The organism is Pseudomonas sp. DW-iso17 (assembly GCF_058725345.1).
Window position 1 is genome coordinate 12040 of record NZ_JBZXEA010000016.1, and the last position, 15508, is coordinate 27547.

The 15508-nt window shown below is 58.7% G+C and carries 12 protein-coding genes; 6 read left to right on the top strand and 6 right to left on the bottom strand.

Annotated elements, in window-relative coordinates:
• The first annotated feature begins 90 nt into the window (after positions 1 to 90).
• A complete protein-coding gene (gene sstT / locus AC4PS6_RS13450) occupies positions 91 to 1311 on the top strand; it encodes a serine/threonine transporter SstT (RefSeq protein WP_014717954.1) in 1221 nt (406 codons plus the stop codon).
• Between the two features lie 71 nt (positions 1312 to 1382).
• Here the strand turns inward: sstT and AC4PS6_RS13455 are convergent, their stop codons facing one another.
• Both AC4PS6_RS13455 and AC4PS6_RS13460 read right to left on the bottom strand, forming a co-directional pair.
• A complete protein-coding gene (locus AC4PS6_RS13455; protein WP_492180861.1) occupies positions 1383 to 4538 on the bottom strand; it encodes a hypothetical protein in 3156 nt (1051 codons plus the stop codon).
• Positions 4539 to 4823: 285 nt separating this feature from the next.
• Entirely contained in the window at positions 4824 to 5333 is a 510-nt protein-coding gene (locus tag AC4PS6_RS13460; RefSeq protein WP_333959236.1) for a DUF1993 domain-containing protein, read from the bottom strand.
• A 117-nt stretch (positions 5334 to 5450) separates the two neighbouring features.
• Here AC4PS6_RS13460 and AC4PS6_RS13465 point away from each other — a divergent pair, with 117 nt between their 5' ends.
• Positions 5451 to 6101, top strand: coding sequence for a YceH family protein (locus AC4PS6_RS13465; protein ID WP_014717951.1), 651 nt, complete (start codon positions 5451 to 5453; stop codon positions 6099 to 6101).
• A 572-nt stretch (positions 6102 to 6673) separates the two neighbouring features.
• Here AC4PS6_RS13465 and AC4PS6_RS13470 read toward each other — a convergent pair.
• The gene (locus AC4PS6_RS13470) at positions 6674 to 7492 is read right to left on the bottom strand and encodes a shikimate 5-dehydrogenase (protein ID WP_014717950.1); all 819 of its coding nucleotides are present in this window, start codon (positions 7490 to 7492) and stop codon (positions 6674 to 6676) included.
• A 156-nt stretch (positions 7493 to 7648) separates the two neighbouring features.
• On the opposite strand from AC4PS6_RS13470, the gene AC4PS6_RS13475 reads away from it, so the two are divergent.
• The 3 genes from AC4PS6_RS13475 to AC4PS6_RS13485 all read left to right on the top strand — a co-directional run bounded on the left by AC4PS6_RS13475 (position 7649) and on the right by AC4PS6_RS13485 (position 8725).
• Positions 7649 to 8023, top strand: coding sequence for a hypothetical protein (locus tag AC4PS6_RS13475; protein ID WP_019818659.1), 375 nt, complete (start codon positions 7649 to 7651; stop codon positions 8021 to 8023).
• 233 nt (positions 8024 to 8256) lie between these two features.
• The gene (locus AC4PS6_RS13480; RefSeq protein ID WP_014717949.1) at positions 8257 to 8451 is read left to right on the top strand and encodes a hypothetical protein; all 195 of its coding nucleotides are present in this window, start codon (positions 8257 to 8259) and stop codon (positions 8449 to 8451) included.
• Positions 8452 to 8542: 91 nt separating this feature from the next.
• Positions 8543 to 8725, top strand: a complete 183-nt coding sequence (locus AC4PS6_RS13485) for a hypothetical protein (protein ID WP_003190283.1) — start codon at positions 8543 to 8545, stop codon at positions 8723 to 8725.
• A 3-nt stretch (positions 8726 to 8728) separates the two neighbouring features.
• Here AC4PS6_RS13485 and AC4PS6_RS13490 read toward each other — a convergent pair whose 3' ends face one another.
• On the bottom strand, positions 8729 to 9796 hold the full coding sequence (locus AC4PS6_RS13490; protein WP_019818663.1) for an AI-2E family transporter: 1068 nt from the start codon (positions 9794 to 9796) through the stop codon (positions 8729 to 8731).
• A gap of 171 nt (positions 9797 to 9967) precedes the next feature.
• On the opposite strand from AC4PS6_RS13490, the gene trhP reads away from it, so the two are divergent.
• Positions 9968 to 11281 (top strand): prephenate-dependent tRNA uridine(34) hydroxylase TrhP, encoded by a 1314-nt coding sequence (trhP, locus tag AC4PS6_RS13495; RefSeq protein WP_032903782.1) that lies wholly within the window; start codon positions 9968 to 9970, stop codon positions 11279 to 11281.
• A gap of 22 nt (positions 11282 to 11303) precedes the next feature.
• Here the strand turns inward: trhP and ctpM are convergent, their stop codons facing one another.
• Both ctpM and AC4PS6_RS13505 read right to left on the bottom strand, forming a co-directional pair.
• Positions 11304 to 12983, bottom strand: coding sequence for a methyl-accepting chemotaxis protein CtpM (gene ctpM, locus AC4PS6_RS13500; protein ID WP_019818665.1), 1680 nt, complete (start codon positions 12981 to 12983; stop codon positions 11304 to 11306).
• Between the two features lie 179 nt (positions 12984 to 13162).
• Positions 13163 to 14482: a Na+/H+ antiporter family protein gene (locus AC4PS6_RS13505; protein WP_161793214.1), complete on the bottom strand. Its 1320-nt coding sequence runs from the start codon at positions 14480 to 14482 to the stop codon at positions 13163 to 13165.
• Positions 14483 to 15508: the final 1026 nt, after the last annotated feature.

The following is a 15508-nucleotide window of genomic DNA, read 5'->3' on the forward strand; positions in this document are numbered from 1 at the left end:
CCTACAGCATGCTAGACTTCGCGCCTGCTTCCTACAGTGCTTTCTGCCTGCAATGCTGTGCCCTACTAAAAAAACTAGAGACAACTCTTTATGACTGCTGCCCCTTCCCTGTTGCAACGTTTAATGCGCGTCAGCCTGGTCACCCAAATTGTCATCGGCCTGATTGCCGGGATCGTGTTGGCCTTGCTGTTCCCCGAGGCCGCGCGCGCCACCGGTTTTATCGGCAAGGTATTTGTCACGGCGCTGAAGGCTGTCGCGCCGATCCTGGTGTTTGTGCTGGTCATGGCCTCGATTGCCAACCACAAGCACGGTCAGGAAACTCACATCCGCCCGATCCTGTTTCTGTACCTGCTCGGCACTTTTTCCGCCGCCGTGGTTGCAGTGGTCGCCAGTATGTTGTTCCCGTCTGCCTTGGTACTGGTCACCCATGACGCCACGGTAAGCGCCCCCGGCGGTATCGGCGAGGTGCTGCAAAGCCTGTTGCTCAGCGTGGTGGATAACCCGGTCAGTGCGCTGATGAACGCCAACTTCATCGGCATTCTGGCCTGGGCCATTGGCATGGGCATCGCCATTCGCCATGCCGGTGAAACCACCCGTACGGTATTGGACGACTTGTCCAACGGCGTCACCCTGATCGTACGCGTGGTGATCCGCTTCGCCCCGCTGGGCATCTTTGGCCTGGTGGCCTCCACCCTGGCCACCTCGGGTTTCGGTGCCCTGCTCGGCTATGCCCATCTGCTGGTGGTGCTGATCGGCTGCATGCTTTTCGTGGCGTTGGTGATCAACCCGGCCATCGTGTTCTGGAAACTGCGCCGCAACCCGTACCCGCTGGTGCTGATGTGCCTGCGTGAAAGCGGGATCACCGCCTTCTTCACGCGCAGCTCGGCAGCGAACATTCCGGTCAACCTGGCGTTGAGCAAACGCCTGGGCCTGCATGAAGACACCTACTCGGTGTCGATCCCCCTCGGTGCCACCATCAACATGGCCGGCGCCGCCATCACTATCACCGTGCTGACCCTGGCGGCTGTGCACACTCTTGGGATTACCGTGGACCTGCCAACCGCCGTGCTGCTCAGCGTGGTCGCGGCCATTTGCGCCTGTGGGGCTTCCGGCGTGGCGGGCGGCTCGCTGCTGCTGATCCCGCTGGCGTGCAGCCTGTTTGGTATTCCAAGTGAAATCGCCATGCAGGTTGTCGCCGTTGGTTTCATCATCGGCGTACTGCAGGATTCGGCCGAAACGGCACTCAACTCATCTACCGATGTGTTGTTTACTGCGGCGGCGTGCCTGGGTAAAGAAGATCAGACCGCCTGATTGAGCAAAAAAAGCCCGAGCCGTTCACTCCTGAACCGACTCGGGCGTTTTTCATGGCGGATGAATATCCATCAAGATGGCGAAGTGGCCGCAGTGAATCCCTGAAGGGGCATCCCGTATCGCTCGTTTGTTTGCGGATTGAATCGGTACCATTTACCGCTGACGGAATCTAGCTGAGCGATAATCTTTGTCGCGTCCTCGCCCGCAGAAGTGCCAACCATTACATTTTTCGGCTTGTGCTGAAAAACCCTGTTAACACTAATGTTAGCCGCAACGCTTTTCCAGCCAAGGCTTAATTTGCCCACTACCGAAGAAAACGCTGTCAGGCCTCTAGTCCCGATGGCCGCCCCGCCTGCAAAGGGGTTGGCGGCGCTTATAAATGCCCGCCCCAGCCTGCCTGTAACACCTCCGCGCCCTAGCTGCCCACCTACCTTCGCGATCTTTGAAATTTTTCCGACGGCGCCTGCACCTGCGACAACAAAACCAAACACGTCAAATGCAAGGAATTTCAGCCCTTCACCAACCCTACCCTGCTGAAAACTGTGAAGCGCCGACGCTCCCGGTATCAGTGCACGGGTCACCGCCTGGATTTTTTCGAACTCAGTCACTTCAGTGTCGAACGTGGTGACACCTCTGGCCGCGTTGACCACCGTTTCACGTTCGTCGGCCCTGAAAAAATGGCGTGTGACTGCGTCTGCTATATGCTGCGTTCGCTGCGAACTGAAGGCTTGGGTAGGAGATGAAGTTTGAAGCTTTGATTCTCGCTCTTTACGTTCTGCCGAATCATTGGCATTAATTTCACTGATTTTGGTGTTGGATCGAACTCTGACCTTGGGTTTATTCGTAGCAACGGGGCTCCACTCGCCTTGCAACCCTGTCTTGAGCCCCTCCGCTAAATCTGCGCGATGCTGCAGCCCGCCCGTCGCGGGATTGAATTCGTAAATCCGTTTCTTGCCTTTATGCAGCGTCTCAAGAAATACAGAGCTACTTTTAACTTCTTCAGTCTCCGAAACATCGTATTGAATCTTGTAACCTGCCGATGTAATGGTTTGGGTGACTTTTTCCTCCCCATAGATTTTCAACGCGCCGTGCTGCAGTGCCTCCTGATCCTCCTGAGGCAGCAAAGACATCTGATGTTTAACATTCACGCTCATGGCGTCTTTAAATCCGTCGAAATACTCCAAGACATGTGATTCGAACGCTTCGTTTAAAGATCCCATCTCGTGAACGTCAGCCGCTATTTTTTCAATCGGAACAGCGGGATCATTGGAAAACCATCTGACATGTTGCTGCGGGGCGGAATAGATATCCAATATCGAATAGGGGCCTTTTAAGTCGCGGTGTTTCTCGGTGGGATAGATTGTTTTTTTCTCGAAGTCTATTTTCCCATAGGTTTCCTCGGGAAAACGGGCCCTCAATATACTGAGCCCTAACTCCGAGCGACTATGTAATATCGTGCGTTGCGCTTCTGAAGCCGTTGTCAATAACTCGAAGCGCTCGTTGGCGAGGACGCCGGCACGTTCAATTTCTTCATCCGTATAATTGTTATCCTCCCGTTTTTCGATGGCCCCATCCGCCACTGCCCAATGAATCAACCCCTCTCGCGCCGCCAACGCTTCCACTTGTATCCCGGCATCGTCTATGGGCCTCAAGTCGTCTTTGAGCAACTGCTCATATGTTTTAGTCGCCGCCACACCTGGAGAGCGCATTTCAGCTTTGGCAACGATCGATTTCAAACTGACCCAACCCGGTGAGCCGTAAGTCACATGATCCGGGACATCTTTGACCAGTAATTCCGGAGCGTGGTGCGACAACGGCAGATAGGCCGCAACAGGAGCGTTACCGCCGTATGACTTGCTCAGATGATCAGTGAGCCCCTTCAGAACAAATGACAGCGGTTTTCCCCAGTTCTCGCGCGCCGACAGATCAAACCCGGCCACCTTGTTCTTTTCGCCCGGTTTCCATAACGCATCCTGATTGAGGCCTATCTGGAGAGCCGAAAGTACCCAGTCCTCAACACTGCCGACCCCCTCGAACTTATCGCGCAAGGCTTCGCCCAAGGACTGCGCAGCCGGGCTTTGCAAAAGCCTCAAGATCGCTTGTCGGGGATCTTTCAATTCTGCTTCGGACCATTGGATGGTTTGTGTCAGATACCCGAACGCGTTTTGGCTCAATTTCAACTGGTCGAATTCGGGTAGCCCCATCGCGTTATAGGAAACAGCATCGTAGATCGCCTGCTGTTGCGTCGTATCGAGCGGCGTTGGCCACGCTAGTCCGCCGCCCAAATCCTGACGCCGTTGTGGGTACTGGAGCTCTGCTAAACTGAGGCCAATTTGTCGCATTTCTTCTGTATTAACCGGATGTTTCCAGCCATTGGCCGTCATGAACTGCAAGAGGTTCACTTGTCGTCCGGCCATTGGTTGGTTATCCAAGTGGAAACCAGATTCAGGGCCAATCGTGAACAGTTGCGATTGCAGGTAGGATAGAAATCCGGCTTCACGATCATAGGGAGGCTGGAAGCCAGGGCGAAAAGAGAGGTTACTCTGATGCAAGCGCTCTTGTTGATCCAGATACTTGCCTACCTTAGCATTAGCTTCGACCAGGGCATCTTGGAAGGCTTGCAGATCGCGTCTATCGGCAAGTTGTTGTTTTTGTAACATCAGGGTTTCTTCAGAACGCGCTTGACCAACGCCCGACGTCGCAAATGCGTTGTTTTTTTGCAACGCTTGAGCTCGTGCTCGATCCTCGGTTGAATCGTTATGTATCGTCTCTCCATAAAACTGGGCGATCAACTTGAGCGGTACACTGTCGGCGCGCACGGCCGAGTAGCTTATCCCGTCGGGAGCATAGGCTTTCAATGCGGCCAGAATTGGCCCTGCGTATAACGCCCAGCGAGGGTGGTCTTTTAAAGTAAATCGGGCAATTGCTCCATTTTTTTCTTTAACGCTCAGCGTCCCGTCTGGGGCGATCTCCATGGTGGTCGGGTCCAAACCCTGCCTCTTCAGCACATAGGCGAGATACGGGTCTTCAAATGTATTACGCAACTGTGTACGCCATTGGCCGAGAGACGACGCGTCTGGAATATTCGGAATAATAGTGTGCTCATCACGGGCTCGACTCTCCAGGGCTTCTGCATAACGGGCGGCCAATTCACTGTCGGCTTGAGCACGGTCAGAAGTTGATAGAACCGCTTCGTTACCGGGAGCCTCTCGACGGGTCCGACTCATCGCAAACGAACGTGAAGACGAATCCTGGCTGACGGAGGTATTGCGTGTATCTTCGAAATAAGCGTTATGGGTTGTCGACGTTAACGCAGAGGAGGAAAGCTGCATTTAGTTTGTGGTCTCCAGGTTCTTCGGTTGAAAGTTTAATAGGCACTCCTGAGTGAGATTTACTGAATATTGGTTGCATCAAGATATGTAACAAAGCATTGGTGAAAAGAATATCCTGCAAAAAAAAAACCGAGGCCGTTCATTTCAGAACAAGCCCCGGTTTTTTATTGAAGCGTGAGTTTAGAACGCGCCCATGTAATCACGCTTGCCCACTTCCACACCGTTATGACGCAGCAAGGCATAAGCGGTAGTGATGTGGAAGAAGAACTGCGGCAGGCCGTAGGTCAGCAGGTAGGACTGGCCGCTGAAGCGCTTCTCTTTCGGCGTGCCTGGGCGGGTGATGATTTCGATACCTTCCTTGCCGTCGATCTGCTCGGGCTTGATGGTGGCGACGAAGGCCAGGACCTTGGCGATCAGTGCTTGCAGGTCGGCAAAGGTGACTTCGTTGTCTTCGTACTTCGGTACTTCGATCTCGGCCAGGCGTGCCGACACACCTTTGGCGAAGTCCACGGCGATCTGCACCTGGCGCACCAACGGGAACATGTCCGGGAACAGGCGCGCTTGCAGCAAGGCGTTGGGCTCGATGTTCTTGGCGCTGGCGTGGGCTTCGGCTTTGTTCAGCACATCGCTCAACGCGTTGAGCATTTGCTTGAAGACTGGGATAGAAGCGGCGTACAGGGAAATGGTCATGTCAGTCTCACTGATAATGGCAGGGTTGGAACCAGCGGCGATTATAGCCATGCCCGGTGCTTGTCTTTTATTTTTTGAGGATTACGCTGGTGAGCTTCACTGCATAGGGAAAGCGCGATGACCGCCGAGCACGACACCGACACCCCTGAGCCGCGCCTGAACAGCACGGAAATCCGCATCCTGGGCTGCCTGATCGAAAAACAGGCGACCAACCCGGAAACCTACCCCCTCACCCTCAACGCCCTGGTGCTGGCCTGCAACCAGAAGACCAGCCGCGAGCCGGTGATGAACCTCAGCCAAGGCCAGGTCGGCCAGAGCCTGCGCGCGCTCGAAGGCCAAGGCTTCACGCGCCTGGTGATGGGCAGCCGCGCCGACCGCTGGGAGCACCGTGTGGACAAGGCCCTGGAACTGGTGCCGGCCCAGGTGATCCTGACCGGGCTGCTGTTCCTGCGGGGGCCGCAGACCGTCAATGAGTTGCTCACCCGCAGTGGGCGTATGCATGACTTTGAGGATGCCGAACAGGTTGTGCATCAGCTCGAGCGCCTGATTGCACGAGGACTGGCGCTGCTCGTGCCGCGTCAGGCGGGGCAGCGGGAAGACCGGTATACCCATGCACTGGGGGACCCGGCAGATATTGAAGCGATTATGACCGCGCGGGGGAATCCGGTAGAGCGTAGCGCAGGGGCTGTTTCGGTGGAGCGCATTGAAGAGCTGGAAGCGCGGATTGCCGCACTGGAAGAACGGCTGGCGCAGCTGGAACAGGGATAATGCAGATAAACATGTGGGAGCTGGCTTGCCTGCGATAGCCATTGGTATCGACACAACTTTGTAGGTTGCAGCAGCCAACGGTAACTACGATGCGAAGCGAGCCGCTCTTGATCTTGCTCTGCTTTTGATCTTAGGCGCCCCGTTAAACCACGCTGGCCGAACGCAGGCTTTAATTCGTGGGTAACCCGGCAGGACGCCGGGTTAGCCGCCCCGCGCCATGGATGGCGCGTGGCGGCGGCCCACGGATTCAAGCCTGCGTTCGGGCACACCGAGCCTAGGCGAGGTGCCGAGTGGTGGGGCAAGAGCCTTTTGCTTACTTTTGGGCTCTTTTCAAAAGTGAGCCGCTGTAAAAGCGGAACCCTAAGTAGCCGTTACCGCAGGAATGGATATGTACTCGGTATTACGGCGTCGACTGTGAGGCCGTCTTCGCAGGCAAGCCAGCTCCCACAGTTGGATCGTGGGGTGTCAGGTAGATAGCCGTCGCCTGGCAGGCCGCCATCGCAGGCGAGCCAGCTCCCACAGTTGGATCGCGTGCACGTCAGTTAGATCACCGAATGGTTGTGCGTAAGGCTTTAGCTGCGGGCGAAGGCCACCGCTGCCTCGAACTGCTCCTGCGTAGGCCGCACACCGGTATAAAGCACAAACTGCTCCAACGCCTGGATAGCGATCACTTCCAGCCCGGTAATCACCCGCTTGCCCTGGGCACGGCCACGCACGATCAACGGCGTTTCCGCTGGGATCGCCACCACATCGAAGACCGTCTCGGCCTGATCGATTGCCTCGGCGTCAAACGCCAACGCATCCGCTTCCGCACCGCCGGTCATGCCAATGGGCGTCACGTTGATCAGCATCTGTGGCCGCAGGCTGCCCAGATCCGCCTGCCACGCGTACCCCAGGTTCCTGGCCAATGCCTGGCCCGCCACCTCATTACGTGCCACGATCACGCCATTGGCGTACCCCCCGTCACGCAAGGCACTGGCGACCGCCTTGGCCATGCCGCCGCTGCCGCGCAGGGCGAAGCTGGAGTCCTTGGGTACCGCGTGTTTTTTCAACAGTTGCTCGATGGCGATGTAGTCGGTGTTGTAAGCCTTGAGGTGGCCGTTGGTGTTGACGATGGTGTTCAGGGAGTCGATGGCTTGAACCGAATCGTCGAGTTCGTCCACCAAGGCAATGGCAGCCTCCTTGAACGGCATGGACACCCCGCAACCGCGCACACCCAGGGCGCGGATACCGCCGATCGCGCCGGGCAGGTCCTGGCTGCTGAAGGCTTTATAGTAAAAATTCAGACCCAGTTGTTCATACAGGTGGTTATGAAAACGCAGGCCAAAGTTCCCAGGGCGCGCCGACAGTGACATGCACAGTTGGGTGTCCTTGTTGGGGTGCATCTGCATGGATAACTCCTTGAAGTAAGCAAATCGGTACAGACCTTACACAACCTTTACTCATTGGCCGTGCTGTTTTCTCGAAATACGTTGTCTTAAAAGTATCCCCGCGACAATCCTTGAGTCTATTGATTGCAGACCACAAGCGCAGGGGCTAATTGAGGAATGACCATCATGCGTAAACTTCCCAGGATCGCCTTGCTTATCGGCGCACTCGCAATGGCCGGCCAAGCTTCCGCCCACGGTGGTGGTTGGGGTGGCCCGGCCGTGTTCGGTGCGCTTGTCGGCGCAGCGGTAGTCGGCTCTGTAGTTGCCAGCCAGCCGCGTGAGGTGTACGTGCAACAACCGGTGTATGTGCAGCCGCAGCCGGTGTATGCCGCGCCGCCGCCGGTCTACTACGCGCCACCGCCACCAGTGTATGTGCAACAGCAGGTTTACTACCGCCCGGCGCCCGTCTATTACGGCCCACCGCGCGGTTATTATGGGCCACCTCGCGGCTACTACGGCCCGCCCCACGGCTACTACCGCCATGGTTGGTAAGTTTTAATCCATTGACAGGCACAGGCCTCGCCCACACGCGGGGCCTTTTTTTGCCTGAAAAGTCCGGATTTATCCTGCCGATGTCGCTGTGAGAACAACGCACGAGCGCCAATCCCACATCATGAGCGTCGAATATCCTCTTGATCGATGGCGGGCTGCGCTGTCATGTTTGCGTCACAAAACAGTCGCACTATCGACCCAGTCCAGCCAATAACAATTAAGGACGATTGACCATGCCCACGCAAAACCCGCACCGCACCGCCGGCCTGTGCACCTCCAGCAAGGTCTATAACGCGTTGACTGAACTCAAGCACCTTGAAGGCCATCGCAGCGCCAAGTTCCTGGCATTGCTGGCCGAAAACCTGGTGCGCAAGGGCCTGCTCAGTGAGCACGAAGTGGTGAACATGCTCGACCAGGTGGTGGATTAACGCCTGGCATTGATGTCGACTATCGAGCCAGGTGATTTTTCCCAAGCACCGGCAAACCGTAAGGTGACCTCCATAACGTTTGGAGGTACTTATGCCCACTGTTCAAATCATGTCTGTCATCGGTAGCGCCGTCCCCGCCCCTCTGCGCAAACTGGGCTTGCTCGCCTGCTGGTATGTGGTGCGCGATGGCGAGCCGATCAGCGGCCCGCTCACTTCGTTATCGGATGCCGAAACACAACGCCGAATGGCAACCGACTTCAGGCTAGAAGCCTGAACGCTATGGCAGCGGCAACTTGACCCGCGGCTTGGTTTCGACGAACAACGCCCAGCACGACATGAACAACGCCGCCACCAGCGGCCCGATGACAAAGCCGTTAAGGCCGAACACCGACAGGCCACCCAAGGTCGAGATCAGGATCAGGTAGTCCGGCATCTTGGTGTCCTTGCCCACCAGGATCGGGCGCAGTACGTTGTCCACCAGGCCAATCACGAACACCCCGAACAGCCCCAGCACCACGCCCTGCCAGATCGAACCGCTCAACAGGAAGTAAACCGCCACCGGCCCCCAGACCAGCCCGGCACCCACCGCTGGCAATAGTGACAGGAACGCCATCAGCACGGCCCAGAGCAAGGCACTGGGGATGTCCAGGAACCAGAAGATCAAACCTCCCAGCGCACCTTGGGTCACAGCCACCAGCACGTTGCCCTTGACCGTGGCGCGCACCACGCGGTTGAACTTGAGCTGCAGGCGACGCTTTTGCGGCTCGGCCAACGGTACGGCTGTGCGCACTTTGCGTACCAGTTCCGGGCCATCGCGCAGCAGGAAAAACAGCAGGTACAACATGATGAAAAAGCTCACCAGGAAATCAAACGTCCCCTGGCCGAAGCTGAACGCCTGAGAGGCAAAGAACTGACTGCCCTGCATCGCGCCCTTGACGACCTTTTCCCGCAGCCCTTCGAGGTTGCCCATGCCAAAACGGTCGAGCAATTGCTGGAAATACGGCGGTAGAACGTTCTTGAATTGCTCGATATAACCCGCCACGTCGAGTTTGCCGCTCTCGATGTTTTTGTAGAGCGTGGCCCCCTCTTGCACCAGCAAAGCACTGGTGATGATCACCGGCAGAATCGCGATCACCAGGCACACCATCAAGGTGGTCAGGGAGGTCAGGTTGCGGTTCCAGCTAAAACGTTGCTGCAGGCGGCGCTGCATCGGCGCAAAGATAATGCCCAGGATCACGGCCCAGAACACCGCGCCGTAGAACGGCAGCAATATCCAGATAAAAGCCACGGTGACCAAGGCCAGTAGCAGCAACAGGGTTTTGAATTGCAGGTTGGTTTGATTCATGTCCGGTCCATGTCAGAAAAACAGGGCCGATGGCGGCCCTGTTGCTTAGTCCGCAGCCAAACGTGGGAGTGCCCTTGTTTATCGAACAAGCATAGATCGCCATGCGTAGACGTGGATCAATGAACGGCGCCCGGCCCTGCACTACCCTCGCGCCTTTTGCGACCTACAGCCATGCCCTCGATGATTGCCCCCGAGCTGCTCGCCCCTGCCGGCACCCTGAAAAACATGCGCTACGCCTTCGCCTACGGTGCCGACGCGGTCTATGCCGGCCAGCCGCGCTACAGCCTGCGGGTGCGCAACAACGAGTTCGACCACGCCAACCTGGCCCTCGGCATCCAGGAAGCCCATGACCAGGGCAAGCGTTTCTACGTGGTGGTGAACATTGCGCCGCACAACGCCAAGCTCAAGACCTTCCTCAAGGACCTGGCGCCGGTGATCGCCATGGGCCCGGATGCGCTGATCATGTCCGACCCGGGGTTGATCATGCTGGTGCGCCAGCACTTCCCGCAGATGCCGATCCACCTGTCGGTACAGGCCAATACGGTGAACTGGGCCAGCGTGGCGTTCTGGCAGCAACAAGGCATTTGCAGGGTGATTCTGTCGCGGGAGCTGTCCCTGGAAGAGATCGGCGAAATCCGCCAGCAAGTGCCGGCGATGGAGTTGGAGGTGTTTGTACATGGCGCCTTGTGCATGGCCTATTCCGGGCGGTGCCTGCTGTCGGGCTACATGAACAAGCGCGATGCCAACCAGGGCACCTGCACCAATGCCTGCCGCTGGAAATACCAGGCCACGCCGGCAGTGGAGAATGCCACTGGCGATATCGTCCATGAATATCAACCCACATTGGGCATCGGCACGCCCACCGATCAGGTGTTCCTGCTACAGGAAGCCAATCGCCCCGATGAACCCATGCCCGCCTTCGAAGACGAACACGGCACCTACATCATGAACGCCAAGGACCTGCGGGCCGTGCAGCATGTGGAGCGCCTGGCACAGATGGGCGTGCATTCGTTGAAGATCGAAGGCCGCACCAAGTCCCACTTTTACTGCGCGCGCACCACCCAGGTCTACCGCCAGGCCATCGATGACGCAGTGGCCGGGCGTGCATTTGACCGCGGCTTGATGACCAACCTCGAGTCCCTGGCCCAGCGTGGCTACACCGAAGGTTTCCTGCGCCGCCACGTGCACGATGAATACCAGAACTACCAGAACGGCAGCTCGGTTTCCGAGCGCCAGCAGTTTGTCGGGGAGCTGACCGGCGAGCGCCGTGGCGCGTTGGCCGAGGTGAAGGTCAAGAACCGCTTTGCGCTGGGCGACCACCTGGAGTTGATGACGCCCGCGGGCAATTTTCATTTTGACTTGCCGAGCCTGCATAACGCCAAGGGCGAAAGCATTGAGGTGGCGCCGGGGGACGGGCATACGGTGTATGTGCCGATTCCGGCGCAGATGGACCTGCGCTTTGGCCTGCTGATGCGCGACGTTTAAACCCTGCCATGGGTTGAATGGGTCAGATCCTGAACTGGCCCACCAACTGTCCGAGGCGCTGGCCCAGGTCGGCCAAACTGCGAGACGTCTGAGCGCCCAGTTGGGTTTCGTCCGCCACGCTGTCTACCGCTACCGCAATCTGATGCACGCTGCGGTTGATCTCTTCCGCCACGGCGGTCTGCTCTTCCGCGGCGCTGGCGATCTGGGCGTTCATTGAGTTGATGGTGCCAATCAGTTGCGCCATGGTGTCCAGGGACGCGCCGGCCTGGTTGGCCTGGGCCGAGGTGCCGTCGCCGGCATCGCTGGAGCGGCGCATAGCGTCCACGGCCGCCTCGGTGCCTTTTTGCAGGCGATCGATCATGCCCTGGATTTCCTGGGTGCTGGTTTGGGTGCGACTGGCCAGGGCGCGCACTTCATCGGCGACTACGGCAAAGCCACGCCCAGCCTCCCCGGCCCGTGCGGCCTCGATGGCAGCGTTGAGCGCCAGCAGGTTGGTTTGCTCGGCGATGGAGCGGATCACGCCGAGCACACTGACGATTGACGACACATCCTGCTGCAGGCTGTCCAGGGACACGCCGCTGCTGCGGATGTCGTTCACCAGCGCATGGATCTGCGCGATGCTGCCGTCTACCACACGTTTGGCGGCCTGGCCTTCGGCGTCGGTCTGCTGCGCAGCGACGGCGGCGCCTTGGGCACTGCGTGCCACTTCGTGCGCCGCCGAAGACATCTGGTTGATCGCAGTGGCCACCTGGTCGGTCTCGTGGCGCTGGCGTTCCATGGCCTGTTCGGAACGCTGGGCTTGGTCGGACACCTGGCTCACCAGCCCGGTGAGTTGGGCGGTCATGTCGGTGATCTGGCGCACCAGGCCGTGGATTTTATCGACAAAGCGGTTGAATGCACCGGCCAGGTCGCCGAGTTCATCCTGGCTGGTAATGGCCAGGCGGCGGGTCAGGTCACCTTCACCCGCGGCGATGTCATCGAGGTTGGCTTTCATCAGGTGCAGCGGACGCAAGATGGTATTGGCCAGCAGCATGCCCACGGCGGCGATCACCAGCAACACCACCACGGCCACGCCGAGGATGCTCAACAGCACGCCTTGCATGCGCTTCTCGACTTTTGCCTGCACCACCGCCACTTGGGCGTCGATGCCATCGAGGTTCACCGAGGTGCCGATCACCATGTCCCACTTGGGCAGGTACTCGGTATAGCCGAGCTTGGGCACCAGTTCGGTCTGGCCGGGCTGGGTCGAGCTGTATTGCAGGTAGTGGCTGCCGTCCTTGCCGACCTTGACCAGGTCGCGGTTGACGTAGACGCCGTTGGGGTCGCGGTTGTCCTTGAAGCTTTTGCCTACGCCGTCCGGGCTGTTGCCCTTGAACAGGCGGATGGTCTCGGAGTCGTAGCCGAAGAAATAGCCGTCTTTGCCGTAGCTGGTATTGGACAGCAACTTGACCACCTGCGCCCGCGCCGCGCTGTCGCCGGGGGCTGCCGCGTCGTAGAGCGGCTTGATGGTGGTCATAGCCACCTCGACATAACTTTGCAGGGTGGCCTTGGCGTCGTTGAGCAGGCGCTGACGGGTTTCATCCACCTCGTTGCGGGCCTGGCCCTGCAGAATCCACACGGTGGTCAGGCTGATGACCACGGCAAACAACAACACCGGCACGACAGCAAGGGCCAGGACTTTGGCCTTCAAACTCAGACGCATGGCTTTTCTCTCTTGTTAGTGGCGACTTGAGAGGTTAACGGCCATGTGAGCGATTACTGTAGGCGCGAGCTTGTGTGGCCAGAGCTTGCTCCCGCTCGGGTGCGCAGCGCCCGCAAGCTTTTTGGGGCTGCTTCGCAGCCCAGCGGGAGCAATCTCTGGCCACAGGGGGCTCACTTGGATCAGAGCGTCATCGCAGCCAGCCAGCCGAACGCCAGCAGCGGCAGGTTGTAGTGCAGGAAGGTCGGTACCACGGTGTCCCAGATATGGTGGTGCTGGCCGTCGATGTTCAGGCCGGAGGTGGGGCCTAGGGTGGAGTCCGAGGCAGGCGAACCGGCGTCGCCCAAGGCACCGGCGGTACCAACGATGCACACGATGGCCACCGGGCTGAAGCCCAACTGCACACACAGCGGCACGAAAATCGCCGCGAGGATCGGCACCGTGGAAAACGACGAGCCGATGCCCATGGTCACCAACAACCCCACCAGCAGCATCAACAACGCGCCAACGCCCCGGCTATGACCGATGAACGCTGCCGAGGCCTGCACCAGCGAGTTCACGTCACCGGTCGCCTTGAGCACTTCGGCAAAACCTGAGGACGCGATCATGATGAAACCGATCATCGCCATCATCTTCATGCCTTCGGTGAACAGGTCATCGGTGTCGCGCCAGCGCACGATGCCCGACACCGAGAAGATCAGGAACCCGGCCAGGGCGCCGATGATCATCGAGTCCAGCCACAACTGGATGATGAACGCCGAGGCAATCGCCAGGCCGGCCACCAGCAGGGTCAGCGGGTTGTACTGCACCGCCACTTGCTCGACACGCTCGATTTTCTTCAGGTCGTACACACGCTTTTTGCGGTAGCTGATCAACACCGCCACCAGCAGGCCGACCACCATGCCCAGCGCCGGCAAGCCCATGGCGTGGGTGACATTGACCCCGCTGATATCCACTCCGCTCTTGGCGACGTTAGCCAGCAGGATCTGATTGAGGAAGATATTGCCAAAGCCCACCGGCAGAAACATGTACGGGGTGATCAGGCCGAAGGTCATCACGCAGGCGATCAGGCGACGGTCCAGTTGCAGCTTGGTCAGCACATACAGCAGCGGCGGTACCAGCAGCGGAATAAACGCAATGTGGATCGGCAAGATGTTCTGCGAGGCAATCGCCACCACCCACAACAGGCCGATCAGCAGCCATTTGACGTGGTTGCCACCGCTGGCGTCCTGGCGGTCCACCAGCAGCAAGGCTTTGTCCGCCAGCGCATGGGCCAGCCCGGACTTGGCAATCGCCACGGCGAAAGCCCCGAGCAATGCGTAGGACAAGGCCACGGTTGCGCCGCCGCCCAGCCCGCCGTTGAAGGCCTTGAGCGTGGCCTCGATACCCAGGCCACCGGTCAAGCCGCCCACCAGGGCGCCGACGATAATGGCGATGACCACGTGCACGCGGGACAGGCTGAGTACCAGCATGGTGCCGACCGCGGCGATGACTGCGTTAATCATGGTTACCTCAAGCAGAAACAAAAAAGACAGGCATGCCCGCGCGCGGCCCATGGGAACAGCTGCCGGCGTGCAAGCTTGAAAGAGGTCTTATTAGAGGGCGCGCACTTTGCAGGAGCTGGGCTGTCATGTCAAAAACTGTGGTGAGGCAAAGCCCTCTGCACGCATAAAGAATTACAGGCGCTGGCCGATACGCTGTCTCTATGTGCTTTCAGGTAAGGATGTCCCGATGTCGCTCAGGCAGCTCTCCATTCAATGGAAAATCACCCTGCTGGCGGGCCTCTGCCTGCTGGGGATCGTGACCCTGCTGGTGGGTCTGTCGCTGTATCGCATGGCGCAGAGCTCCCAGCAGGTCAAGGCGTCCAGCATGCAGATGCTCGACGAAGCCGCCCAGTCGCGCATCGAGGCCCAAGGCGAAGTGCAAGCGCTGGGCATTCGCCAGCAGTTCATGGATGCCTACCAATACGGCCATGGTTTTTCCCGCCAGGTGCTGTTTTTGCGCGAACAGGCCGAGAAGCGCTTTCTCGATGCCTTCGACACCCGTGAAGACCTGACCCGCCAGGTCAAGGCCGCCCTGCAGGCCAACCCCGACCTGCTCGGCCTGTCCCTGGTGTTCGAAGCCAATGCGCTGGACGGCAAAGACGAACTGTTCGCCAACCAGGCAGAACTAGGCAGCAATGACAAAGGCCGTTTCGCACTGTACTGGTCGCAACCGACACCGGGGAAAATCACCTCGATGGCACTGCCCGAGAGCGACATGGCCGACACCTCCATCGGCCCCAGCGGCGAAAAAGCCAACGCCTGGTTCACCTGCCCGCGCACGACTCTCAAACCCTGCGTGATCGAGCCCTACTTCTATGTGATCGACGGCCAGAACGTGCTGATGACCAGCATCGTGTTCCCGCTGATGGTCAATGGCAAAGTCATCGCCTCGCTGTCGGTGGATATCAACCTCAACAGCCTGCAGGCGGTCAGCCAACAGGCCAGCCAGAAACTGTACGACGGCCAGACCCAGGTCAGCATCCT